Annotated in this window: 21 protein-coding genes; 2 read left to right on the top strand and 19 right to left on the bottom strand. The window is 68.3% G+C overall.

Annotation, left to right across the window (positions count from 1 at the left end; translation table 11 throughout):
* Positions 1-41 precede the first annotated feature (41 nt).
* The 16 genes from FQ142_RS05160 to FQ142_RS05085 form a co-directional block, all read right to left on the bottom strand.
* Positions 42-2,210 (bottom strand): hypothetical protein, encoded by a 2,169-nt coding sequence (locus tag FQ142_RS05160; protein ID WP_149422495.1) that lies wholly within the window; start codon positions 2,208-2,210, stop codon positions 42-44.
* A gap of 49 nt (positions 2,211-2,259) precedes the next feature.
* The gene (locus FQ142_RS05155) at positions 2,260-2,928 is read right to left on the bottom strand and encodes a VanZ family protein (RefSeq protein WP_149422494.1); all 669 of its coding nucleotides are present in this window, start codon (positions 2,926-2,928) and stop codon (positions 2,260-2,262) included.
* A gap of 108 nt (positions 2,929-3,036) precedes the next feature.
* On the bottom strand, positions 3,037-4,227 hold the full coding sequence (tuf, locus tag FQ142_RS05150) for an elongation factor Tu (RefSeq protein ID WP_045253854.1): 1,191 nt from the start codon (positions 4,225-4,227) through the stop codon (positions 3,037-3,039).
* 147 nt (positions 4,228-4,374) lie between these two features.
* A complete protein-coding gene (fusA, locus tag FQ142_RS05145; protein WP_045253855.1) occupies positions 4,375-6,492 on the bottom strand; it encodes an elongation factor G in 2,118 nt (705 codons plus the stop codon).
* A gap of 84 nt (positions 6,493-6,576) precedes the next feature.
* The gene (rpsG, locus tag FQ142_RS05140; RefSeq protein ID WP_042538706.1) at positions 6,577-7,047 is read right to left on the bottom strand and encodes a 30S ribosomal protein S7; all 471 of its coding nucleotides are present in this window, start codon (positions 7,045-7,047) and stop codon (positions 6,577-6,579) included.
* A gap of 5 nt (positions 7,048-7,052) precedes the next feature.
* The gene (rpsL, locus tag FQ142_RS05135; protein ID WP_017201609.1) at positions 7,053-7,421 is read right to left on the bottom strand and encodes a 30S ribosomal protein S12; all 369 of its coding nucleotides are present in this window, start codon (positions 7,419-7,421) and stop codon (positions 7,053-7,055) included.
* Positions 7,422-7,643: 222 nt separating this feature from the next.
* Positions 7,644-11,381 carry an SCO7613 C-terminal domain-containing membrane protein gene (locus FQ142_RS05130; protein ID WP_188042312.1) on the bottom strand — a complete coding sequence of 1,246 codons (3,738 nt, stop codon included), beginning with the start codon at positions 11,379-11,381 and terminating at the stop codon, positions 7,644-7,646.
* Positions 11,378-11,599, bottom strand: a complete 222-nt coding sequence (locus tag FQ142_RS05120) for a helix-turn-helix domain-containing protein (RefSeq protein WP_045253857.1) — start codon at positions 11,597-11,599, stop codon at positions 11,378-11,380. The genes FQ142_RS05130 and FQ142_RS05120 overlap by 4 nt, the downstream gene beginning before the upstream one ends.
* Positions 11,599-12,075, bottom strand: coding sequence for a DUF2975 domain-containing protein (locus FQ142_RS05115; RefSeq protein WP_056419942.1), 477 nt, complete (start codon positions 12,073-12,075; stop codon positions 11,599-11,601). Before FQ142_RS05115 ends, FQ142_RS05120 begins: the two co-directional genes overlap by 1 nt.
* A gap of 137 nt (positions 12,076-12,212) precedes the next feature.
* On the bottom strand, positions 12,213-12,860 hold the full coding sequence (locus FQ142_RS05110; RefSeq protein WP_056419939.1) for a hypothetical protein: 648 nt from the start codon (positions 12,858-12,860) through the stop codon (positions 12,213-12,215).
* Between the two features lie 60 nt (positions 12,861-12,920).
* On the bottom strand, positions 12,921-13,412 hold the full coding sequence (locus tag FQ142_RS05105) for a hypothetical protein (RefSeq protein ID WP_262492061.1): 492 nt from the start codon (positions 13,410-13,412) through the stop codon (positions 12,921-12,923).
* 8 nt (positions 13,413-13,420) lie between these two features.
* Entirely contained in the window at positions 13,421-14,452 is a 1,032-nt protein-coding gene (locus FQ142_RS05100) for an ABC transporter (protein WP_149422492.1), read from the bottom strand.
* Between the two features lie 132 nt (positions 14,453-14,584).
* Entirely contained in the window at positions 14,585-14,737 is a 153-nt protein-coding gene (locus tag FQ142_RS17420; RefSeq protein WP_188042311.1) for a hypothetical protein, read from the bottom strand.
* 99 nt (positions 14,738-14,836) lie between these two features.
* Positions 14,837-15,760, bottom strand: coding sequence for a sugar ABC transporter permease (locus FQ142_RS05095; protein ID WP_149422491.1), 924 nt, complete (start codon positions 15,758-15,760; stop codon positions 14,837-14,839).
* Between the two features lies 1 nt (position 15,761).
* Positions 15,762-17,366, bottom strand: a complete 1,605-nt coding sequence (locus tag FQ142_RS05090) for an ABC transporter permease subunit (RefSeq protein ID WP_149422490.1) — start codon at positions 17,364-17,366, stop codon at positions 15,762-15,764.
* Positions 17,367-17,432: 66 nt separating this feature from the next.
* On the bottom strand, positions 17,433-18,641 hold the full coding sequence (locus tag FQ142_RS05085) for a maltose ABC transporter substrate-binding protein (protein WP_149422489.1): 1,209 nt from the start codon (positions 18,639-18,641) through the stop codon (positions 17,433-17,435).
* Positions 18,642-18,829: 188 nt separating this feature from the next.
* On the opposite strand from FQ142_RS05085, the gene FQ142_RS05080 reads away from it, so the two are divergent.
* On the top strand, positions 18,830-19,318 hold the full coding sequence (locus FQ142_RS05080; RefSeq protein WP_149422488.1) for a YajQ family cyclic di-GMP-binding protein: 489 nt from the start codon (positions 18,830-18,832) through the stop codon (positions 19,316-19,318).
* Between the two features lie 314 nt (positions 19,319-19,632).
* Positions 19,633-20,247: a GntR family transcriptional regulator gene (locus FQ142_RS05075; protein ID WP_262492060.1), complete on the top strand. Its 615-nt coding sequence runs from the start codon at positions 19,633-19,635 to the stop codon at positions 20,245-20,247.
* A gap of 50 nt (positions 20,248-20,297) precedes the next feature.
* Here the strand turns inward: FQ142_RS05075 and FQ142_RS05070 are convergent, their stop codons facing one another.
* The 3 genes from FQ142_RS05070 to FQ142_RS05060 form a co-directional block, all read right to left on the bottom strand.
* Positions 20,298-21,305, bottom strand: coding sequence for an alpha/beta hydrolase (locus FQ142_RS05070; protein WP_149422487.1), 1,008 nt, complete (start codon positions 21,303-21,305; stop codon positions 20,298-20,300).
* A 27-nt stretch (positions 21,306-21,332) separates the two neighbouring features.
* Positions 21,333-22,373, bottom strand: a complete 1,041-nt coding sequence (locus FQ142_RS05065) for a hypothetical protein (RefSeq protein ID WP_149422486.1) — start codon at positions 22,371-22,373, stop codon at positions 21,333-21,335.
* Positions 22,374-22,435: 62 nt separating this feature from the next.
* Positions 22,436-23,809, bottom strand: a complete 1,374-nt coding sequence (locus FQ142_RS05060; protein WP_149422485.1) for an FAD-dependent oxidoreductase — start codon at positions 23,807-23,809, stop codon at positions 22,436-22,438.
* Positions 23,810-23,862: the final 53 nt, after the last annotated feature.

The following is a 23,862-nucleotide window of genomic DNA, read 5'->3' as shown; positions in this document are numbered from 1 at the left end:
AGCGGCTCCGACGCGCGCCTTCTCGTCCGGACGAGCGGCGATCAGTCGTTGTGAACCAGATACACGGGGGCCTCCCCGATGTCGAGGGAGTCCTCGGCGTCCACCTGCCGTCCGTTCATGTCGAGCACCTTGCCGTCGGGAAGGTCCTCCACCGCCACGGACGCCGGAGCATCCGGGGCCCAGGCGGCGGTGATCGTGCGCCCGTCCGCGGTGGTGAACGTGTACGCCTTCACCCCTTCACCCCAGTTCTCCTCCGCGGAGAACGTGGCTCCGCCGAGCATCCTCTGGCTGACTGCGAGAGCGATCGCGGAGATCTTGGGCTGGTAGGTGTTCGGAGTGAACGTGCTCGCGGTCTCGAAGAATCCGAAGCTGGCTTCGTAGTTCGACCGGTCGGAACCGGTGTCCGCCAGTGTGAACCAGTAGATGCTGTCGACGCCCGCCTTGAGCGCGATCGGAGCCGTCTGCGCGGTGTACGCCGCCTGCTCGTCGCGGCTGACCCACCCGTCCACCGTGGCCCATCCCATCTCGGTGAAGGAGATCGGCACATCGACGCCGGGCTTGGCGGCGGCGATCATCCCGTTCAGCTCCTGCAGCTGCGAGTCCAGGAGCGTGGGTCCTTCCGGCTGCGTGTAGGGGTGGAAGGTCAGGACGTCGACGTGATCCAGCCCCCCTTGCGCGATGAACGGCGCGAGCCAGTCGAAGCGCACCTGCATCCCCGCCGTCGAGGGGCCGTAGACCGTCGCGGCGGGGTTCGTCGCCTTCGCTGCGGCAGCGGCCGGCACCAGCATCCGCATGTAGCAGTCGGGCGTCGTGCCGCACGCTCCCGTGTTGAAGATGTGGTCGTACTCGTTGTAGATCTCCGTGAGACCGCCGCTGGCGGGGTACTTCGACAGGAGCGCGCCCGTGTAGGCCGAGTAGCCCTGCAGCCCCCGATCGGTGGACGGCGTCTTGCCCTGGTCGTAGAGGGGGTTGTAGTACGCGGGGACGGTCAGGACCGACATGCCCGCCGTCTCGTACGCGCCCATCACCTGGTCGATGTACTGCGGGTAGGTGTACACCCCCGGTTCCTTCTCGATGCGCTGCCAGGGAACTTCGAACCGCACGCTGTCCGCCCCCAGCATCGCGAGCGTGGCGGGCGCGTTGGTCATCCGCGCCACCCCGCCCTGGAAGTGAGCGGCGATGCCGATCCCCGAGGGTACCCCGTTGCGCGGCGGCACGACCCCGAAGGTCGCAGATCGCTCGACGAGCTGACCCGCATGGTGCATGGAGATCTTCACCGTGTACAGGCCGGGATCGCTGTACTCGACCGGAACCTGCACGAGCCCGTCCTCGAACGTCGACACGCCCCCGTACTCGGTCTCGCCGCCGGACACGCACCAGGCGATCGTCGTCGCGGCGGCGACGCGCGTGCGCACGTTCAGGTCCCGGGAATCGGGAGCTCCGTCGAAGAGCAGAGTCGCGTTGTCGATGCTGAGAACGGCCGAGGTGTCTTCGAAACCGCCGTTGACGAGCAGTTCCGTGCCGTTGCGCTGCACGGTGAGCCCGTCGATCAGCACCTCGCCCTGAAGCGACGTGATCTCGATGGCCACGCTCAGCGACGCCATTCCGCGCGGGACCGTGTAGCTGACGGAGGTATCCGCCCACTCGGCGCCGTCGGGGATGGCGAGACGCTTGGCCACGGCGTTCGGGCCGAGGACGATCGACACCTGGCTCCCGGCCGTCGCGGCCTTGCTCGAGAAGGCGACCGTCAGGGTCTCTCCGGTGGTGACCGGGACGGACTGCTCGAACCTCTCGGGGACCGGCGGCTGCGCGCCCGTGCCGCTGGTCAGAGACAGGGACGTGAGCCCCTCACGGACGTCCTCCGACGCGGAGAAGCGCGTGGTGGCCGCCGTGTCGTTGAGCCGCTGCTCCCATCCGCCGAAGGCATCGTCCGCTGCCGCGGGCGCCAATCCGGGAGACGAACCGTCCCCCTCGGGCGGAGCCGTGCATTCTCCCAGGGCCGGCTCGACCTGCGTCTGCGACTTCGGGATCGGCGCAGGACGTGCCTCCGCACGCCCCTCCCAGGGACGGAACACAAGCAGGGTGGCGACGAGCGCCACGACCAGCACGCCCGCGATGGACAGCAGGATGATCCTGCGGGTGGACAGCGTACGCGCAGCGTGCGCTGCAACGGTCGGCGAGGCTTCTGCGGGAGTCGTCGGCTCGTTCATCATGTTCAGCCTATGTCGTCGGCGGTGGGGCGCCGTGCCGAGGTGCCGGTCATAGCGGGAGGCGGACGGTCGGGGCGTCGCCGGTCTCCCAGAAATCCGCATCCAGCACGCGGGTGACCGGGTCGGGCTCGGCGATGCGGGCGGCGGCCGGCGCCGGCGCCTGGTGCGAGGAGGCCGCCGCCTGCGCGCGTGCCGCGTTCTGCCTCTGGAGCTCGGCGGCTGCGGCGCGGCGCTCCCACAGTTCGCGTTCGATCTTGGTGCGGTCCCTGGCGTGGATCATCGCGCGCAGGATCATCGCGAGCAGCAGACCGAGGTAGCCGCCGATGGTGTTGGAGAGCACGTCGAGCACCGTCGACACCCGCTCGTCGAGAGCGATGCCCTGGGTGAACTCGATGGCCCCTGAGAACGCGGGCAGCAGGAAGATCGCCACCCACCACGCCGAGCGGGCGAGGGCGAGACCGAGCAGGAACCCGAGAGGGACGAACATGCCGATGTTGGCCGTGAACTCGAGCTTGTCGTAGCCGAACCACTGCGGCACGCCGATGTTGTGCAGAGCGCGCAGCACGCGCCCGGCGATGCTGTCGAACTCGAGCTGCTCGGGCTGCGGCCACATGGTGACGAGCAGCACGAAGGATGCATAGACGACCAGCAGCAGCGTCGATACCCACAGCCGCGCGTAGCTGCGCGGCGGCGGCGGACCCACCTGGATCTGCGTCATGACGGCGTTCCTCCTCTGCCCTGATCGGGCGACGGCGGTGACGGAAAAGGGATGTACGACAAAGGGGCCGGACCCGAAGGTCCGACCCCTGTGTCAGGAAGCAGAAGCTTACTTGATGATCTTCGTGACCGTACCGGCGCCGACGGTGCGTCCACCCTCACGGATGGCGAAGCCGAGGCCCTCCTCCATGGCGATCGGCTGGATCAGCTCGACCGTCACGTCGGTGGTGTCGCCGGGCATGACCATCTCGGTGCCCTCAGGCAGCGTGATGACGCCGGTGACGTCGGTGGTGCGGAAGTAGAACTGCGGGCGGTAGTTCGTGTAGAACGGGTTGTGACGCCCACCCTCATCCTTGGACAGGATGTACGCGGTGCCCGCGAAGTCGGTGTGCGGCGTGACCGAACCCGGCTTGACGATGACCTGGCCGCGCTCGACGTCCTCGCGCTTGGTTCCACGGAGCAGAAGACCGCAGTTCTCGCCGGCCCATGCCTCGTCGAGCTGCTTGTGGAACATCTCGATACCCGTGACCGTGGTCTTGACGGTCGGACGCAGTCCGACGATCTCGACCTCGGAGTTGATGGCCAGCGTGCCACGCTCGGCGCGGCCGGTGACGACGGTTCCACGACCGGTGATCGTGAAGACGTCCTCGACGGGCATCAGGAACGGCTTGTCCTTGTCGCGCACGGGGTCGGGGACGTTGTTGTCGACGGCCTCCATGAGGTCGAGGATGGACTGGGTCCACTTCTCGTCACCCTCGAGTGCCTTCAGAGCGGAGACGCGGACGACAGGAGCGTCCTCGGCGAAGCCCTGCGAAGCGAGCAGCTCGGAGACCTCGAGCTCGACGAGCTCCAGGATCTCCTCGTCGTCGACCATGTCGGCCTTGTTCAGCGCGACGAGCAGGTACGGCACGCCGACCTGCTTGGCGAGCAGAACGTGCTCACGGGTCTGAGCCATCGGGCCGTCGGTGGCCGCGACCACGAGGATCGCGCCGTCCATCTGCGCAGCACCGGTGATCATGTTCTTGACGTAGTCGGCGTGGCCGGGGGCGTCGACGTGCGCGTAGTGGCGCTTCGGGGTCTCGTACTCGATGTGCGAGATGTTGATGGTGATACCACGCTGGCGCTCTTCCGGCGCCGAGTCGATGGAAGCGAAGTCGCGCTGCACGTTGGTGTCAGACGGGAACTTGTCAGCAAGCACCTTCGAGATCGCTGCGGAGAGCGTGGTCTTGCCGTGGTCAACGTGACCGATCGTTCCGATGTTGACGTGCGGCTTGGTCCGCTCGAACTTGGCCTTAGCCACTGGGTCCTCCTCAGGACGTCGTGTAGAGGTGACCGGGCACTGGATTGCGACCGGTTCTCTACGGGTTAGTTTCTCAGTTTAGTAGAGAGGGAATGTGAAGTTGTAGGGGACCTGGGAGTCGGGCCTGGGCCCGACTCCCAGGAAGTGTCACTCGCCGCCGTTGTTCTTCTGGACGATCTCGTCGGCGACAGCGCGGGGAACCTCAGCGTAGCTGTTGAACTCCATCGAGTAGACGGCGCGGCCCGAGGTCTTCGAGCGCAGGTCGCCGATGTAGCCGAACATCTCGGACAGCGGGACGTGTGCCCGGACGACCTTGACGCCTGCGGCGTCCTCCATCGACTGGATCTGTCCACGACGCGAGTTCAGGTCACCGATGACGTCGCCCATGTACTCCTCGGGAGTACGCACCTCGACCGCCATGAGCGGCTCGAGGAGCGCCGGGCTCGCACGACGCAGGGCTTCCTTCATACCCATCGATCCGGCGATCTTGAACGCCATCTCCGAGGAGTCGACGTCGTGGGCCGCACCGTCGACGATGGTCGCCTTGACGCCCACGATCGGGTAGCCGGCGAGCACGCCGACGTTCATCGCGTCCTGGAAGCCGGCATCGATCGAGCCGATGTACTCACGCGGGATGCGACCACCGGTGACCGCGTTGACGAACTCGTACGTCTTCTCGTCGTCGAGGTCGAGCGGCTCGATGTTGAACTGGATCTTCGCGAACTGCCCCGATCCACCGGTCTGCTTCTTGTGCGTGTAGTCGTACTTCTCGACGCCCTTGCGGATCGTCTCGCGGTACGCGACCTGCGGCTTGCCGACGTTGGCCTCGACGTTGAACTCGCGCTTCATGCGGTCGACGAGGATGTCGAGGTGCAGCTCGCCCATGCCCTTGATGGTCGTCTGACCGGTCTCGGGGTTAAGCTCCGTGCGGAAGGTCGGGTCCTCCTCAGCGAGCTTCTGGATGGCGACACCCAGCTTCTCCTGATCGGCCTTGGTCTTCGGCTCGATGGCGACCTCGATGACCGGCTCGGGGAACGTCATCGACTCGAGGACGACCGGCGAGGCCGGGTCGGTCAGGGTGTCACCGGTGGTGGTGTCCTTCAGACCGATGACGGCGTAGATGTTGCCCGCCGTGACCGAGGGGACCGGGATCTCCTTGTTGGCGTGCATCTGGAAGATCTTCCCGATGCGCTCCTTCTTGCCCTTGGTCGAGTTGATGACCGCGGCACCGGAGTCGAGCTGACCCGAGTAGACGCGCACGTAGGTGAGGCGACCGAAGAACGGGTGCACCGCGACCTTGAACGCGAGGGCTGCGAACGGGTCCTTCGCGTCGGGGTGACGCTCGATGATCGTGTCGTAGTCCTTCGGGTCGTGCGCCTCGATCGAGCCCACGTCGAGCGGGTTCGGGAGGTAGTCGACGACCGCGTCGAGCATCGGCTGCACGCCGCGGTTCTTGAACGCCGAACCGCAGAGCACCGGGTAGATCTCGGAAGCCACGGTGAGCTTGCGGATCGCGCCCTTGATCTCGGCGACGGTCAGCTCTTCGCCGCCGAAGAACTTCTCGAGCAGAGCGTCGTCGGTCTCGGCGACGGTCTCGAGGAGCTGCTGACGGTACTCGTCGGCCTTCTCCTTGAGGTCGGCCGGGATCTCCTGGATCTCGTAGGAAGCGCCCATGGTGACGTCACCCTTGGAGTCACCCGCCCAGACGAGCGCACGCATCTCGACGAGGTCGATGACGCCGATGAAGTCGTTCTCCGCACCGATCGGCAGCTGGATGACCAGCGGCTTGGCGCCGAGGCGGTTGATGATGGTGTCGACGGTGAAGTAGAAGTCCGCGCCGAGCTTGTCCATCTTGTTGACGAAGCAGATGCGGGGGACGTTGTACTTGTCGGCCTGACGCCACACGGTCTCGGACTGGGGCTCGACGCCCTCCTTGCCGTCGAACACGGCGACAGCGCCGTCGAGGACGCGGAGCGAGCGCTCCACCTCGACCGTGAAGTCCACGTGACCGGGGGTGTCGATGATGTTGATCTGGTTCTTGTTCCAGTAGCAGGTCACGGCGGCAGACGTGATCGTGATGCCGCGCTCCTTCTCCTGCTCCATCCAGTCGGTGGTCGAGGCACCGTCGTGGGTCTCGCCCAGCTTGTGGTTGACGCCCGTGTAGAACAGGATGCGCTCGGTCGTGGTGGTCTTGCCAGCATCGATGTGAGCCATGATGCCGATGTTCCGAACCTTGCTCAGGTCGGTGAGCACGTCTTGTGCCACAGGAGTGTCCTTATCTTTTTGGCAGTCGTACTGCGAAGAGGGGGTGCCGGCCCTCGGCGTGTGGCCGAGGGCCGGCGAAGCTGTTTACCAGCGGTAGTGAGCGAACGCGCGGTTCGACTCGGCCATCTTGTGCGTGTCTTCACGACGCTTGACGGCGGCGCCGAGACCGTTCGACGCGTCGAGGATCTCGTTCTGGAGACGCTCGGTCATCGTCTTCTCGCGACGGCCCTTGGCGTAGCTGACGAGCCAGCGCAGCGCGAGGGTGTTCGCGCGGTGCGGCTTGACCTCGACCGGAACCTGGTAGGTCGAGCCACCGACGCGGCGGCTCTTGACCTCGAGAGTCGGGCGCACGTTGTCGAGCGCCTTCTTCAGAGTGGCGACGGCATCCTGACCGTTCTTCGCCTCGACGCCCTTAAGGGCGTTGTAGACGATCGACTCGGCCAGCGACTTCTTGCCGTCGACCAGGATCTTGTTGACCAGCTGGCTGACGATCGGAGCGCCGTATACCGGGTCGTTGACGACGGGACGCTTGGGGGCGGGACCCTTACGAGGCATTGGACTCAGCCCTTCTTCGCGCCGTAGCGGCTGCGAGCCTGCTTACGGTTCTTGACGGCCTGGGTGTCCAGGGCGCCACGGACGATCTTGTAACGAACACCGGGGAGGTCCTTGACACGACCGCCGCGGACGAGCACCAGGGAGTGCTCCTGAAGGTTGTGACCCTCACCCGGGATGTACGCGGTGACCTCGGTCCCGTTGCGGAGCTTCACACGAGCGACCTTGCGCATCGCCGAGTTCGGCTTCTTCGGGGTGGTGGTGTAGACGCGGGTGCAGACCCCGGCCTGCTGGGGGTTCGACTTGAGCGCCGGCGCCTTGGTCTTGGTGACCTTGGGCGAGCGACCCTTGCGAACCAACTGCTGAATGGTTGGCACGTTCTCTCCTCATAGTGCTGCACGGTGACAGCGTGATGGGTTTCACATCATGACCCACCGGCACGCCGGAATCGACGGGCTTTTGCAGTGGTGGGTATGCCGTGGGGGCGGATCGGCCATGGAGCCGACGCCCAGCACGCACGTCGAGACGTGCACACACCTGATCAAGTGTAATGCCGCGTAACGTGGCGGTCAAATGAGCGGCGGCTCCGGCCTCGTCCCTCAGCGCAGATCGCGCATCCGCGCCGCGACCGTTCCAGCCTCCCCCGTCCTGCGCTCGGCGGTCACCGCGATGATCAGGAGCACCGCGCCCATGACCGCGAGCGTGATCCACCACGGCATCGACTCGATGCCGCGACCGATCTGCACGGAGAACACGAAGACGTTCTCGATCGGCAGCACGACCAGGCCGAGCAGGAAGGGCGCCGCCAGACGGTTCCTCGACCCGAGCAGGATGGCGGCGAGGGCCAGCACCATGACCAGGATCGCCCGCCAGGTGAGCGGATCCGTGAACGTGGAGACGACCGAGGCCAGCATCATCGTCGCGATCCCCGGGGCGAGCAGCGCCCACGAGCCGGTCCAGCGCCCCGGCCAGCTGTCGAGCGACGCCCGCCGCGGGTCGGGGTGCGGATCCGGCCTCCGCCGGAGGGCGATCGCGCCGGCGACGAGGAGGAACGCTCCCAACGGCAGCGAGAACCACTCGACCCTCAGGTCGCGCGGACTCCACGCCACGACGGCGGTCACGAACGCGATCGCGAACAGGAACCACGCCGGTGGGGCGGTGGTCGTGCCGACAACCGTGCGGGCGGCGACCGCCACCGTCGCGACCAGGTAGGCGATCATCAGGATCCACATCGGCCAGATCGAGAACCAGTCGCGTTCGATCGCGAACCAGGTGCCTGCGGCGAGAGCGAGCGCGGCCGGCGCGCCCAGCCAGCGTGTGCGCCGCAGCGCCGACGCGCTGCCGGCCGCTCGGCGGATGCCCGAAGCGGCGAGGGCGAGGGCTGCGGCTCCGACGGCGCTGACCCCGAGGCACAGCGCGAACAGCCCCGCCCCGTGCAGCGACGGCAGATCGCCGCCCAGCCCGATCCTCATGCCCTGGATCGGCCCGGCCGTCGCCGCCAGCCCCGCGGCCACCAGCGTCGGCATGCGGAGCGCCCGCAGTCGGCGCCGCCGGAGCCCGGCACGACCTCCGCCGATCGCTTTCTCGAGGGCGAGCAGCCCCCAGGATGCCGCGAGGAGCCCCGCCACGCGCCAGACGACGGGCGACGGCCCGTCTGCCGTCTCGGGCTCCGCGAGAGAGATGAGCGCGAGGATCGGGCCGAGCGCGATCAGCAGGCCGGCGGAGTACAGGTCGGTCGCCCGCCGCCCCCGGATCGTGAGGAGCACCGCGACGACCGCGGCCCCCAGCGCCGGCGGGAGCAGGTAGGCCTCGAACAGGTCGACCCCGGTGATCCCCCACACGCACCAGAGGGCCCCGGTGAACGACGCCCCGGCGACGGACCACGCGTAGCGCCGAGCGCTGAAGAGTCCTGCGGCGACGGCGCCGAGGCCGATCACCACGAGCACGATCAGGGTCGTGCCGAGACCGGCGGCCTCGCGCCCGACGGAGAGACCGACCGCGATGATTCCGGTGAGCAGTGCGGATGCCTCGATCGCCACCCGCGCGGCATCCGCGGCGAGGGCCGAACGCCCCCGATTCCGGAGCACATCGCGGAGGAGGGTGGATGCCGGGAGCGCCAGACCGACGAGCACCGCGACGATCGGGAGGGCGACGGGCGATCCGCTCGAGTCGAGCAGCTGGGCGCCGAGACAGACGACCACCACGGCGAGCGTCGGCACGAGCATCGCCGCAGCCGCCGTGCGCACGGGCACGGTGAGACCCGGTCGCCGGGTCAGCAGCAGCGTCAGTGCGAGCACGAACATCAGCCCGGTCGACAGGGCGGTCCATCCGCTGCGCTCCTCGATCACCTGCAGCACCCCGATCCCGAAGGGGACCGCGGAGACGACGAGCACCGCCTGCCAGCTCCGCGCGCCGACGAGGGGCAGGTAGGTGGTGGCGATCGCGACCAGGAGACCGGCGGATGCGGTGAGGCACAGCCGTGCGATCCCGTCGACCCCGCCCTCCCCCAGTGCTGTCGCGACGACGACCAGTGCGTACGAGAACCCGGCTCCGACGTAGAGGAAGCGCCATCGCGACGGCTGCACCCCGGCGAGGGCGACCAGACCGATCAGCGTCGCCGCCCCCGCGCCGGGTACGGCCGCGGTGTCGCGCCAGGCGACCATGACGGTCGCGAGGAGCGCGAGATGCGCGGCGACGACCAGGATCACGCGCACGCCCCTGCCCGCCACCTGCGTCGGCATCCACCGGATCGCGGCGGCGACGGCCACAGCCGACCCCGCCAGCACGGCGATCGCCGCGGGCAGCACGAGCAGACCGCCGCAGCCCAGCACGAGCAGGGCGAGGGCGACGGCGACGAGGGACAGCCGGGATGCAGCGGGGGCGAGCCGCACGATGCCGATCCGGGTGCGCGCGAGGAGGTGGAAGGCGCCGAGACCGGCGCCCACCACGCCGAGGCCGAGGGGCGTGCCCCCTCCGACCACTCCGGAGCCGTCGACCCAGGGCGCTTCGCCGACGAAGGCGGCGACCGTGAGCGCGCCGGTGACCGCGGCCGAGGCGAGGAGCGCCAGCACAGGCAGGGCGAACACGGTCAGCGCTCCGCCCGCGACGGGACCCCGCGGCACACGGCGCGGCAGCGGCAGGATCGCGCCGACGAGCACCAGGGCCGCGGATGCCGCGGCGGGCGCGATCGCGAGCTGCCAGGCGGCGTCGATCTCGCGCACGGAGGGGATCGCATAGACCGCGAGCAGGATCGCCGCCGCCCCCGTCGCGCCGGCGACGAACGACCAGAGCGGCGTCAGCGCCTGACGTCCGGCGATGAGGGCGTGCGAGGCGACCAGAGCGAGCAGCCCGCTCGTCACGAGCAGGAACAGCGAGACGTCGTCGATCTCGATCCGCCACATCAGGACGAGTGCCGCGATGGTCGCGATCACCTGCGCCCCGACGAGGGTGACCCGTTCGGGTGCGGGCGGCCGCAGGAACTCGATGGCGGCGGCGCCCGCGAACGCCACGCCGAGTGCGCCTGCCGTGGCCGTGAGCGCCGTCGCTCCGGCCAGGCCCAGCATCGCCGGGGTCAGCGTCAGCGCCACGACGGCCACCCACTGCCAGACCCTGATGCGGTGACGTCGCCCCGCGCTCCGCACGGCCGGGGCGACGACAGCCGTGATGACGGCGGCGCTGAGCCACGGATGCACCTCCGGCGCCGCGAGCTGGGCGACCGCGTGGATGTCGAGGCCGGCGAACACCAGCCCCAGCGCGCCGACGGCCTCGGCCGAGAACCGCAGTCCACGGCGGGCGAGCAGCCACGCTCCCCCGAGGAACAGCAGGGTGATGAGCCCGACGATCACGCTGCGCAGGGCGCGGTCGGCGAGGTCCGGGTTGAGATAGGTGAACACCACGGCGGCGACGGCGACGAGCCCTGCACCCGCCGTCGCGAGCACGGACTGCAGCGTCGCGCTGCTCTGCGATGCGGACCCGGCCGTCGAGGTGGCCACGGGATCCGCGCCCGCCGGCGCACGGGACGGCTCCGACGCCGATACGGCGGGCGACGGCGCGGTGAGTGCCGACGGTGCGGCGGTTCCTTCGGCAGCGACCGGCGGGATGCGCCGCAGCACTGCATCCCTCGCTCGCATCGCACCGGCGGCCGTCAGAGACGCGCTCCACAGTTCCGATCCGACGGGACCGCGCAGGTCCGAACCGCACGTGCGGCACCATCCGTCCGCCAGCTCGGCCTGACACACCGGGCACGCTCCGAGGTCGAGCAGGTGCCGGGCGACGGCCTCGCCCCAGGTGAGCTCATCGGTCGACGGCGACGAGGACTCCAGCGACGCGGGGGTCATGACTGCTCCTCCGTCTCGGGCACCCAGCGCAGGATGTCGCCCGGCTGGCACTCCAGCACCCGGCAGATGGCCTCGAGCGTCGTGAAGCGCACGGCCTTGGCCCTGCCGTTCTTGAGCACGGCGACGTTCGCGGGGGTGATCCCGATGGCATCCGCGAAGTCCTGCACGCTCATCTTCTTCATGGCGAGCTGTACGTCGAGATCGATCACGATGGGCATCAGACGACTTCCGAGAGATCCTGCTCGAGTTCCAGCGCCTTGCGCAGGAGCCCGCGCAGCACCACGACGAGCAGGGCGAGCGCCGCGCTCACCACGATGCCGAGCACGGCCAGCAGCGTGAGGGACAGCGACACGGCGCGACTGCCGACGATGACGACATAGGAGACGAGGATCAGCAACCCCGCGGCGACGAGCGCGCCGAGGATGATGTCGACGTAGCGGAACGCCTCGACACGGAAGATGCGATCGGTCTGCACCAGCGAGAGCAGGAACCAGACGCAGACGAGCGTCACCTCGATGAGCCCGATGAAGATCACCGCCCCGATGATCCCCGGGACCTCCAGCTGGTCGACGTCGGGGTTGCGGATCGCGGTGATGCGGGCGACCGCGGGGATCACCAGCGTCTGGCTGGCGACCAGGAGGCCGAGAAGGAGGACGATGAGCGCCTTGAGAGCGCGGGAGACACGAGGTTGCATGGTTCGCCTATCGATCGCCAATGGGTATCTATCGAAAAACGATACCTATGGCGCACTGCCGTCGCCAGTCGCGGGCGCGTCTCTCAGCGGATACGCAGACGCGCACCGTGTTGCGCGGGAGCGCGGCTGCCCGGCGCCTAGGCCTGATCGGAGTCGAACGGCGAGTCCAGCGACTCGGTGAGCTCCGCCAGGAGCGCCTCGATCTGCGGCTCGACGTGCTGCGAGATCGCTGCCTGGATGTAGATGCGGTGGCGCAGCAGGATGCGGCAGATCTCGCGCCCCACCATGTTCGCGTACTCGTCGGCCAGCGACACCTCCTGCCGCAGTGCCGCCTTCGCCTCATCGCTCAGCGGCGGAAGCGGCGGCAGGTCGGCGATCGCCTCGTCGGCCATGCCGGCGATGGTGAAGAGGAAGGGAGCACCGGCGATGGGCTCGGGGTCGAGCGGGAGGCCGTCGAACTCCGGGTCGAGGTTCTCGGCGGGTCGATAGCTGCGCGCGCGATTGCGGGCGGCCTGCTGGTCGAGCTCGCGCTGCAGCATGGGCAGGTTCCTCGACGTGTAGTCGGCGACCGCGTGATCGACGATCGTCTTGATCCGGGTCGACAGACCGTGCTGCACGCCGTGCGGCGTGTTCGAGCCGATCCCCGCGGCGGAGAGGATCGGGGATCCGAGGCACCGCCGGCAGGGCGCGACGCGGCCTCGGTGGGTGGCCGGCTCCCAGCGCGGCACCCAGCGGATCCAGGCCTCGACGGCCTGGTCGACCTGCGTCTCCAACGAGCGCTCCACACATAGAGCGTACGGCGCACACGGCCCCTCCGCGCCTATTCACTCCCTGACGGCGGGGCGTCACTCCTCGTCGTCGCGCTCCCAGGGCCAGCGAGGGCGCTCCGATCGAGTGCGCCGGAGGGCGATGCCGCTCCACGCGGCGATGGCGGCAGCCAGAAGAAGCACGGCGCTCGCGCCTCCGCGCACGAGGTCTCCCGCGACCACGGTCGCCACGATCAGGTCTCCGCCCGCGACGGCCACTCCGGCCCACACCGCCGCCAGATGCGCCAGCGCGGTCGCGAGTGCGACGGCCGGAGCCGACACGAACGACGGGCGCGTCCTGCGCAGCGCGCCCCGCAGCGACAGCGCGAAGACCAGCAGCGCGACGATCATGCCGACGACGCCGGGCACCTGCCCGAGTCCGGGGACCGCGATGATGTCGCGGTCGGTCACGATGCTGACCGCGCCGAGGCCGAACACGGCCAGCGCGAAGAAGCCGATCGTCGCGAGCGCCAGCGCCAAGACGACCGAAACCCCCGCGGACTCGGGTCCACGGGGGTTCGGCGATGACATGCGCGCGACTATCGCGAGAGCGTCGGGCCGGCTTCGAGCGTGCGCTCGTACTCGCGCTGCGCCTCGGCGTTGAGCTCGGTCTTGCGTGCGCCGCTGCGGGCCACCCACGCACCGAACCAGATCGTCAGCTCGCGGGCGAAGACGAACGCCGCGATCGCGAGCGGGTGGAAGAGCTGCGACGACACCAGCTCGTTGCCCTCGGTGGCGGTGAGCTGCCAGAACGGCGCACCGAGAAGAGCGCCGAGGATATGACCGCCGTAGGCGATCACGCCGACGATGATGCCGAAGACGACCCACAGCCCCCAGCGCCCGCGGTTGATGAACGCACCGAGCAGCCAGAAGCCGAGGAAGAACACGACGACGGGCACCCAGAAGCCCCAGGTGGTCAGGGGTGCGAGGGCGGCGTCTCCGATGTTGGCGGCGGTGACGTCGCCGGCGACCGCACCGAGGCCGAGGGTCGCGGCGAGGTACAGCACGGCGAACGCCACGGTCGCGAGCAGGCCGATCGCGCCCGCCGTCCCGCGGTTGCCGCGCTCTCGCGGCGCCTCAGGGGCCTGGACGAAGATCGGCTGCTGCTGCACGGGGACGACCGCGGGCTCGACGACCGCCGTCTCTGCGACGGCGCTCTCGGACCGCAGGCGGTCGGAGGGCGACGGCTCGGCCGGCACGACGCGCGTCGCGGTGTCGCTGTTCGACGAGTACGCGTCACCCGCGAGCGAGGAGCGCTCCGGGGCAACGGGCGGCACGTACGCCGCAGTGTCGTCGGCGGTCGATGCGTCCGTCTTCACGTCGGGCTCGGGATCCAGGTACCGCGGATCGTTGAGCTCGGGGGTCGAGAAGGTGCCGGGATGGTCGTTCTCCGCTGCCTCGAAGGCGGCGACGTCGGGATCGACGGCAGGACGCACCCGCGACTCGTCCGCGGACGCACCGGGGACTCCCGCACCGGCCGCGGCGGCAGCATCGAGTCCCTCGTTCGCGCTGTCGACGACGTCATCGACGTCCTTCGGCCGCTCGGGCTGGGGAACCTCGGGGTCACTCATGGGGGTGCGCCTCTCATCGGATGTGTGCAGTGCGAGATTACCGCCGCCCGCGCGCCCGCTGACGGAGGCGTGCCGACGTGTCGCAGAGCCGGGGTGCGGCGCTGCTCCTTCAGGCTGGTCCGACGATCGTGATCAGGGGTTGGTGGCGCGCAGCGTGTCCCCGACGAAGGTGGCGATGGCCGGCACGAGGGGGATCGCGAACCAGACGAGCGCGGCGATCACGCCCGTGCACAGCACCGCGGCGATCCAGCTGATCACCATGTTGCGTCCCGAGACTCGTGCCATGACCTCACGGTACGACCGCGGGCGTCACCCACGACGACGCAACGCCGACGAGGATCCGACGAGACCGGCCTGCGCCCGCACCGCGGATCCGGTGAGGGCTCAGCCCTTGGTCGCGCCCGCCGTGAGCCCGCCGACGATGTACCGCTGCAGGAAGAGGAACAGGATCATGACCGGGATCGCCGCCATCACGGCGCCCGCCGAGAACGCCGACCAGTCCGCGTACCGCGGGTTGGCGACGAGCTTGGTGAGTCCGACCACCAGGGTCTGCTGTTCGACGTCGACGAGCATGACGCTGGCGATCACGTACTCGTTGACCGTGCCGATGAACGACAGCAGCGCGACGACGGCGAGGATCGGAGCCACCAGGGGCAGGATGATCGTGAAGAAGATGCGCGCGTGACCTGCGCCGTCGATGCGGGCAGCCTCGTCGAGCTCCATGGGCAGCGTGTTGAAGAAGCCGTACATGAGGTAGGTGTTCACGCCGAGCGCGCCGCCGAGGTAGACGAGGATCAGACCGGTGTGGGTGTTGAGGCCGATGGCCGGGAACCAGTCGCCCAGGGTCGACATGAGCAGGAAGATCGCGACCACCGCGAGCAGCTGCGGGAACATCTGCACGACCACGATCGTGACGAGTCCGATGCGACGGCCCGCGAACCGCATGCGCGAGAAGGCATAGGCCGCGAGTGCACCGATGAAGACGGTCACCGCTCCTGTGACGACGGCGATGACCAGGGTGTTCAGGAACCACAGGCCGTACGGATTCTGCGGGTCGCTGAGGATGCGCACGTAGCTGTCGATGCCGATCGCCGAGAACAGCTGGTTCGATCCGGTCAGCGTTCCGCGCGGATTCAGCGACGCCGACACCACATAGAGCAGCGGGAACAGGGCGAACGCGCTGATGATGATCGCGACGACGTGACGCCATCCGGTGTCGGCGAACCAGGCGCCGAGCGAGCGACGACGGGGGCCGAGGTTCCGCTCGACCGTGACGGGTGCGGCGGTGCGCGTGTCCGTGGTGCTCATGTCAGTTCAGCTCCTCGAGGGCCTTGGTCTTGCGGAAGCTGACGATCGAGATCGTCGCGACCACGATGAAGATCAGGATCGTGAAGGCGGAGGCGAGTCCGTAATCACGCGACTGACCGGTGAAGGCCACCTTGTAGACCATCGAGATCAGGATGTCGGTGTGCCCGACGGGGATGCTCACATCGTCGAAGCGCGGTCCGCCCTTGGTGAGCATGTAGATCAGGTTGAAGTTGTTGAAGTTGAACGCGAACGACGAGATCAGCAGCGGTGCGACGGTCACGAGCAGCAGCGGCAGCTTGATGCGACGGAAGACCTGCCACGGGTTCGCGCCGTCCATCACCGCCGCCTCGTTCACATCCTCGGGGATCCCCTGCAGCGCCCCCATGCAGACGAGGAACATGTAGGGGAAGCCGAGCCAGAGGTTCACCAGGAGCACGGAGACCTTCGCGAGGGTCGGATCGGTGAGCCAGGGGATCTCCGCTCCCCCGAAGATGACCTGGTTGATGAACCCGAAGCTCTCGTTCATCATGCCGGCCCAGACGAGCGCCGAGAGGAACGCGGGGAACGCATACGGGAGGATCAGGATGATCCGATAGCCGTTGCGGAACCGCATCCGCGTGTTGTTGAAGACCAGGGCGAGCAGCAGCCCGAGGAAGAACGTGGTCGCGACCGAGAGCAGAGCGAACACGAAGGTCCAGATCGTCACCGAGATGAGGGGTCCGCGGATGGAGTCGTCGGTGACCGCCCGCACGAAGTTGTCGACGCCGACCGTCGTCTGCCACCCGGGCAGGAGCGCCTCGCCGTCCTCGGCGGTGAAGGCGCCCTCGCCGGTGTCGGTGTAGACCGCGCCTGTCGTCGTGTCGGTGATGGTGTCGGCGTCCGCGTCGTACTCGAGCGTCGAGACGTACAGGTAGCCCTTCTGGCCGTCGGGAGCGCGGAGGCTGCCGTCGTTCGGATCGTCGCTGAACGGCACCGACAGCTTCTCGAGCTCGGCGGAGAGAGTGAAGACCTTGGCGAGGGGAAGGGTGTTCCACCCGTCGACGGCGACGGCCTGACCGCCCTGGAAGTCCGCGTCGACCTCCTCCAACGGCTGCTCGGAGGTGCCGAGCAGAGCGTCGCCGGAGTCGGGATCGGTGACGAGGAGGCCGTAGGTGCCGAACTGCTCGACCACGGTGACCGGGTACGTGGCGGAGTCCTCGACCCGCTCCTGCGCGGAGGCCAGCAGCGACGAGATCGCCTGATCCTTCGTGCCGTTGTGTCCCGTGCCGTAGTTCGTGAAGCCGATGTACCCCGTGTAGAGCAGCGTGAACACCTGGAAGATCACCAGGAAGATGATGCCCGGCGTCAGGTACTTCGCCGGCACCCGCTTGCGGGAGAAGTAGATGTAGTTGACGAGGACGGTGACGGCGACGACGAGGCCGAGCACCAGCCACTCCTGCTGGCCGAAGAGCACGAACGCCGCGTAGAGCGCGATCGCGTCGACGACCGCCAGCAGCAGGATCTTCACCAGCATCCAGCCGATGTGACCGGACGCCGCGTCTGCGATCTTCGCGGCCTGGCGCTGGCGCTTGTTCAAGGGAGCCGTGGGCTCAGCGAGTTCTGTCATCTCGTCCCCGTCGTCGAGCTGCCGGGGCGGACGGTGTCCGCCCCGGCAGGGATGGTGCTGGGTGTCTTACTCGGTGGCCGCGGTGACGTCGTCGACCAGCTTCTGCCAGGTCGACGTCGGGTCGGAGCCGTTGATGATCGCCGCCTCTGCGACGCCCCAGAACTCCCAGACCGATCCCATCGCGGGGATGGCGGGCATGGGGACAGCGTCTGCACCGACGGCCTGGAAGCCGGCGATGATCGGGTCGGATGCCGCGGAGTCGGCGGCCGCCGTCAGAGCGGGCAGAACGTTGCCGGCCTCGAACAGCTCGAGCTGGACCTCTTCGGTGCCGAGGTAGTTGACGAGGAAGTCGTTCGCGGCGACCTTGTTCGTGGACTCGGAGCTGACGAAGAAGCCCTTCACGCCGGCGAACGGCGACGCGGTCTCGGCGGTGGGGCTCGGGATCGGGTCGATGGCGACGTTGATTCCCGCGTCGGTGGCCGCGCCGACGTTCCACGGACCGGTGAGCCAGAAGGCCGCGGTGCCGTCGAGGAACTGCTGCTTGGCGATCTCGCCGTCGATGTCGGTGTTCAGAGTGCCCGCTGCCCCCTGGGCGGCGAGCCACTCGGCGAAGGCCGTGCCGCCCGCGCTGCCGAGCTGCAGGTCTGCGGAGTCGTAGCTGCCCGAGTCGTCGGTGCCGAAGACGGGAGCGCCGAAGGCCGTCTGGAACGGGTACAGGTGGTACGGGTTGCCCTCGGCGCCCTGCTCGACGACGAAGGCGCCCTTCGCGACCATGTCGTCGAAGCTCGTCGGCGCGTCGGGGACCATGTCGGCGTTGCGCAGCACGGCGATGTTCTCGACCGCGTACGGAAGCATGTAGACCGTGCCGTCGTATGTCGCCGCCTGCAGGGCGACCGGCAGGTAGTCGGCCGACGAGTCCCCGAGCTCCAGGGGTGCCACGACGCCGTTGGTCGAGAGCTCGCCGAGCCAGTCGTGGGCGCCCATGACCACATCGGGACCCTTGCCGGTCGGCACCTGCTGGATGAAGTCGTCCTTCATGTCGTCGACGGACTTGCCGACGAGCTCGACCGTGACCCCGGTCTTCTCCTCGTAGGAGTCCGCTGCACTCTGCAGTGCGTCGACGCGCTCGGCGTCGACCCAGACGGTCAGCGTTCCGCCCGAGTCACCGTCGGACGCGTCGCCTCCGTCGGTCCCGGTCGAGCATCCGGCAAGGGAAAGGGTCGAAACGAGCGCGATGACCCCGGCGGCAACGATGCCCCTCTTGTTCACCTTCATTGGTGTGTGCCTCTCTGAGTACTGGTGACCTACATGAACTGCAAGCGCTTACAGTATGCAACGAGATCGACTCGAATTCCAACGCTCAGGCACGTCGATATCAAGCCGTGACCGGCCGCCTGGAGAAGAGGCGCTGTGGAAACGCTTCCACGAGAGCACGATATCGGCGGTATCGATACACTTTGCGTATGGCTGACAGTTCCTTTGACATCGTCTCGAAAGTGGATCACCAGGAGGCCGAGAACGCCCTGAACCAGGCCCGCAAGGAGATCGAGCAGCGCTACGACTTCAAGGGCACCGGCGCGTCCATCACCTGGAGTGGCGAGCAGATCCTCATCATCGCCGGCACGGAGGAGCGCGCGAAGGCCGTGCTCGACGTGTTCCAGAGCAAGCTCATCAAGCGCGGCATCTCGCTCAAGAGCCTCGAGTCGGGTGAGGCGTTCGCGAGCGGCAAGGAGTTCCGCATCGTCTCCACGCTCAAGGACGGCATCTCGTCGGAGAACGCGAAGAAGATCAACAAGCTGATCCGCGACGAGGGCCCCAAGGGCGTGAAGAGCCAGATCCAGGGTGACGAGCTGCGCGTGCAGTCCAAGAGCCGCGACGATCTGCAGTCCGTGATCGCGCTGCTCAAGGGCGCCGATCTCGACCTCGACCTGCAGTTCATCAACTACCGGTGATCATCGAACGGCGAAGGGGGCGGATGCGCACGCATCCGCCCCCTTCATCGTTCGCGCGGTCGCGATCCCATTCCGATATATAGTCACGGCCGACGGTGGTCGGCGGGTGCTGACGCGCCCGCCGACCATGGTCCGCGACCCGGAGATCCCAGTCAGGGAGCGGCATCGCAGCGCATGAACAGGGTGATGAAAATCACCCTGTGGATTGTTGGCATCGCGCTCGACTTCATGATGTAGTTGCCGTCCGGGCACATCATGGGGGCCCGGATCTGGGAAGCAACTGGGGGCGATCCATGACCAGCAACAGTTCGATGATGAGTACTCGAGGGAGCAAACAGCTGCTGGCGGAGGAGGTCTTCCAGCACATCGGGACGCAGATCATCGAGGGGGTTCTGCAGCCGGGCCACCGCATCCGCGATATCGAGGTGGCCGCGGAACTGCACGTGTCACGGACACCGGTGCGAGAGGCACTGCAGCGCCTCGAGCGTCTCGGTCTCGTGATCATGTACCCGAGCAGATACACCGAGGTCACCGAGGTGACGCCCGAGACGGTGCAGCAGACCCTCGAGTTCGCCGGGTATCTGGCGGGCGCGGGGGCGCGGATGGGGGTCGCCCGGATGAGCCGTCCGGATCGCGAGCATCTCGCAGACCTGATCGGGGAGATGCACACCGCCCTGGATGACGGCGAGGAGCTCTCGCGGACGCGCTGGGCGGTCTTCTCCTTCCTCACAGAGCACAGCCGCAACCTGCAGCACCAGACGATGACCAACGCCGCGAGCATGGCGCTGTTCCGCAACCTCCGCGGCTGGATCGTGCCCGAGGACGATCGCGAGCGCATGGTGCAGGTGTACCGGGACTTCCGCGAGGCGGTGCTGCGCGCGGATGCCGACGCCGCAGAGCAGCTCGCCAGGCAGATGCACTACGTCTGATTACATCCACCGTGTGACCGTGGGTCGGCGGGTCGGCTGGCCGGCGGAGCTCAGTGAGCCGACGACCAGCCGCCGACCCACCGGCCGAGGCGTGCGTACGCCTCTTCTCTCGCCTCATGACGGGAGAGGAAGACGTCGTGGAGCGCTCCCTCGATGCGCTCCACGGTGACCGACGGTCCGAGCTTCAGTGCAGCCCGCGCGATGTCGTCCACGACGAGCACGGAGTCCGCACGGGTGAGGTCATCGGACCAGCGGGTGGGCCGCGCGGACCGCGACGACAGCAGGACGCAGACGGGGGCGTCGATCGTCAACCCCGCCGCCACTGCGGCGTGCCCGGTCAGGATCGCATGGAACCATCCGGCATGGATGGCCATGGACTGGGCCGGGCGCCACAGCGGGTTGACCTCGACCGGGTCATCGGGGTCGGCGACCTCCTGCTGCGCGCGCGTGTAGAAACCCAGATCGACCTGCGGCGCGACCTCCCTCGGCGCCCAGCGCGCCTGGAGCTCCGCCACCGTCGCGATCAGCGGGCGCACCGAGGCGACCTGGAACTCGAGCCACGGGCTGTTCAGGATGACGGCGTCCGCGGTGGCAGGATGCCGTGACGCCCAGAGGCTGAGGACCAGGCCACCGGTGGAGTGTCCGAAGAGCACCAGCCGTCGCGAGGAGGCGGCCCCGTCGGCCCCTCGCCCCATTGCCGCCAGTGCGGCCCCGATGTCCTCGTCGTACGTGGCGAGGTCGGCGATGTAGCCCGGCGTCTGACCGTCGCGCAGGCTGCGTCCGTACTTGCGCAGATCGAGCGCGAAGAAGCGCGCCCCGCGCGTGGTCCAGAACCGCGCGAGGCGCTTCTGGAAGAAGTAGTCGGACCAGCCGTGGATGTACAGCACGTCGACGTCCTCCAGCGGTCGACGGCGCCCGCGGACCTGATCCCACCAGCCCTGCTCCGGGGGCAGACACCGCACCAGGGTCGCGGAGACAGGCCCCTCGTCGTCCTCGCCGAGTTCGAGTGTGAGCTGCTCGAACTCGTCTCCGAGGACGTCCGGTCTCCACTCAGCCATGCCGCCAGGCTAGCCGAACGTCCACGCCTACTGCGGAGCCGTGGGCCCGACCGTCAGGTTGCGCACGGCCGCCGTCGCCAGAGGAGACGGATCCGCCGCACCCGAACCGTTGTCGTAGGTCATGAACCTGAGCCAGTCGGCGCCCACCCTTACGTCGAGGATGTTCTCGCCGTTCTCGCCGACGCTGGCCTTGGCCGCATCCGCTCCCTCGATCTCGACCGGTGTGCCGTCGAGCTTCTCGAACGCCCATGCCCCTGCCGGGAGCGTGGTGAGCATGAGATGGCTCGATATCGACCCCAGATCACCTGTCGCCGAGGTGTAGTAGCAGATCCGAGACCCGTTCACGTACTCGTAGACCTCGGCAGGGATCCCCCACCCTCCGAAATCGGTGAAGAGCCCGACGTCTTCACCGACGATGCCGGCCACCTCCTGCTCGGTGATGAACCGCTCGCAGGGAACGCCGACGATCTCGCTGGGGATGTACTCGACCTCACGGAGGCTCGCGGACGCAGACGCTGCGAGACGACGCATCGCCTCCTCCACGCGCTCGACGTCAGCGTTGCCGAGACCGGGGGCGTGCACCGAGGCGGTGAGCAGCACCTCGCCCTCGGGGAACGTGAAGAAGCACATCCCAGCCTCGCAGCGGGCATTCTCCCCGAAGTACCCGTCGCGCTCGGTGGCTCCGGCGACCACGCTCTCCGCCCCCGGCACGAGCGCCACCTCCCAGTGCTGCTCGCCGGTCGCGCCCGCAGAGCACGCGATCCCGCCCGCACGCTGGAACATGTACTGGGCGGGCCCGGGGATCCAGCTCATCGTCGACACCACAGACAGCGCGGGCTCCACGGGGCTGGACGGCTCCCCCACGAGGTCTCGCATCTCGTCGGCGACGTCGTCGCACGTCACGTCGAACGCGGCCTCCGGCTCGACGATCGGCTCGGGGGTCGGCGTCGGGGTCTCCGATGCCGACGGCGATCCCGACGGCCGCGGCGTCGGAGTCGGCTCAGCCGTGCATCCGGAGATCAGAAGCAGAGCGGCCGTACCGAGCACGAAGAAGGAGCGCAGTCGCATGCGTCCAGCCTAAAGACGCCATCGCTCCGACACGCGAGGTGCCGACAACGATCAGATGACGGTCACTCGCCGCGGGAGACGCGCACCATCTCGTCGCGCGGCACGACCTTGACGCGGGCGCGCTCGTGCGGTGCGCCGAGGGCGACCTCGTGCTCGTCGAGCCGGTGCCAGCCGTCGAGATCCGTCCACCTGACGCCGCGTTCCCGAAGAAGAGCAGGAATCGCCTCTTCGGACGGGTCCTCCGGATGCCACCAGGAGCCCTGGTCGTTGATGATGTGGCGCACGGTCTCCATCGCGTCGGACTTCGTGTGGCCGATCAGGCCCACCGGGCCGCGCTTGATCCAGCCCGTGGCGTAGATGCCCGTCATCTGCTGGTTGGAGTCCTTCGCGAGCACCTGGCCCTCACGGTTCGGGATCACGCCGTGCTTCTTGTCGAAAGGCACCCCGGGCAGCGGCGAACCGAAGTAGCCGATCGCACGGTAGAGAGCCTGCAGCGGCACCTCGCGCATCTCGCCGGTTCCGACCGCTCCGCCCTGACCGTCGGGGCGGGTGCGCTCGTAGACGAGGGCGGCGACGCGACCGGCCTCGTCCGTGCGCACCTCCACGGGACGCGCCCAGAAGTGCAGGTGCAGTCGGCGCGAGGCGGTGCCTCCCGCATTGTTCACGGAGTCGCGCTTGCGCCACGACTGCAGGACGCGGTCGATGACCATCACCTGCTTGTTGCTGGCGACGGCGTCCTTCGAGGCCTCGTCGTAGTCGAAGTCCTCGTCGTAGACCACCATGTCGACGTCACGCAGCTCGCCGAGCTCGCGGAGCTCGAGCGGGGTGAACTTGACCTGCGCGGGGCCGCGGCGCCCGAACACGTGGACATCGGTGACCTCGCTGGCCTTCAGCCCCTCGTACACGTTCTCGGGGACCTCGGTGACCAGCAGGTCCTCGGCGTGCTTCGCCAGCATCCGGGCGACGTCGAGGGCCACGTTGCCGTTGCCCAGCACTCCGACGGATGCCGCATCGAGCGGCCACTCGCGAGGGACGTCGGGGTGGCCGTCGAACCAGCTGACGTAGTCGGCGGCACCGTAGGAGGCGACCGCGTCGATGCCGGGGATGTCGAGTTCGGTGTCGCGGATCGCGCCGGTGGCGAAGATGACCGCGTTGTAGTGCTTCTTCAGGTCGTCGATGGTGACGTCCTCGCCGAACCGGACGTTGCCGAACAGCCGGATGTCGCCGCGATCGAGCACATCGCGCAGAGCGTTGATGATGCCCTTGATGCGCGGGTGATCGGGGGCCACTCCGTAACGCACGAGACCGTAGGGCGCGGGGAGCTGCTCGAACAGGTCGATGGAGACGTCGAATTTGCGCTCGGCCTTCAGCAGGATGTCGGCGGCGTAGATGCCGGCGGGGCCCGCTCCGACGATGGCCAGTCTGAGCTTGGTCATAAGGGTCCTTTCGTATGCCGTCACGTCCGGAGTGCGCGGCCGTGGCCGCGACG

Source organism: Microbacterium sp. ANT_H45B (assembly GCF_008369345.1).
Lineage (GTDB): Bacteria > Actinomycetota > Actinomycetes > Actinomycetales > Microbacteriaceae > Microbacterium.
Note: the sequence above shows the minus strand (reverse complement) of the source record. Positions and strands in the feature narration are given on the sequence as shown.

What these genes read in the sequence shown, in the direction of transcription:
- FQ142_RS05160 (WP_149422495.1), bottom strand. Translation starts at nt 2,210, where the DNA reads ATGAACGAGCCGACGACTCCCGCAGAAGCCTCGCCGACCGTTGCAGCG.
- FQ142_RS05155 (WP_149422494.1), bottom strand. Translation starts at nt 2,928, where the DNA reads ATGACGCAGATCCAGGTGGGTCCGCCGCCGCCGCGCAGCTACGCGCGG.
- rpsG (WP_042538706.1), bottom strand. Translation starts at nt 7,047, where the DNA reads ATGCCTCGTAAGGGTCCCGCCCCCAAGCGTCCCGTCGTCAACGACCCG.
- FQ142_RS05130 (WP_188042312.1), bottom strand. Translation starts at nt 11,381, where the DNA reads ATGACCCCCGCGTCGCTGGAGTCCTCGTCGCCGTCGACCGATGAGCTC.
- FQ142_RS05120 (WP_045253857.1), bottom strand. Translation starts at nt 11,599, where the DNA reads ATGCCCATCGTGATCGATCTCGACGTACAGCTCGCCATGAAGAAGATG.
- FQ142_RS05115 (WP_056419942.1), bottom strand. Translation starts at nt 12,075, where the DNA reads ATGCAACCTCGTGTCTCCCGCGCTCTCAAGGCGCTCATCGTCCTCCTT.
- FQ142_RS05105 (WP_262492061.1), bottom strand. Translation starts at nt 13,412, where the DNA reads ATGTCATCGCCGAACCCCCGTGGACCCGAGTCCGCGGGGGTTTCGGTC.
- FQ142_RS05100 (WP_149422492.1), bottom strand. Translation starts at nt 14,452, where the DNA reads ATGAGTGACCCCGAGGTTCCCCAGCCCGAGCGGCCGAAGGACGTCGAT.
- FQ142_RS17420 (WP_188042311.1), bottom strand. Translation starts at nt 14,737, where the DNA reads ATGGCACGAGTCTCGGGACGCAACATGGTGATCAGCTGGATCGCCGCG.
- FQ142_RS05095 (WP_149422491.1), bottom strand. Translation starts at nt 15,760, where the DNA reads ATGAGCACCACGGACACGCGCACCGCCGCACCCGTCACGGTCGAGCGG.
- FQ142_RS05090 (WP_149422490.1), bottom strand. Translation starts at nt 17,366, where the DNA reads ATGACAGAACTCGCTGAGCCCACGGCTCCCTTGAACAAGCGCCAGCGC.
- FQ142_RS05085 (WP_149422489.1), bottom strand. Translation starts at nt 18,641, where the DNA reads ATGAAGGTGAACAAGAGGGGCATCGTTGCCGCCGGGGTCATCGCGCTC.
- FQ142_RS05080 (WP_149422488.1), top strand. Translation starts at nt 18,830, where the DNA reads ATGGCTGACAGTTCCTTTGACATCGTCTCGAAAGTGGATCACCAGGAG.
- FQ142_RS05075 (WP_262492060.1), top strand. Translation starts at nt 19,633, where the DNA reads ATGAGTACTCGAGGGAGCAAACAGCTGCTGGCGGAGGAGGTCTTCCAG.
- FQ142_RS05070 (WP_149422487.1), bottom strand. Translation starts at nt 21,305, where the DNA reads ATGGCTGAGTGGAGACCGGACGTCCTCGGAGACGAGTTCGAGCAGCTC.
- FQ142_RS05065 (WP_149422486.1), bottom strand. Translation starts at nt 22,373, where the DNA reads ATGCGACTGCGCTCCTTCTTCGTGCTCGGTACGGCCGCTCTGCTTCTG.
- FQ142_RS05060 (WP_149422485.1), bottom strand. Translation starts at nt 23,809, where the DNA reads ATGACCAAGCTCAGACTGGCCATCGTCGGAGCGGGCCCCGCCGGCATC.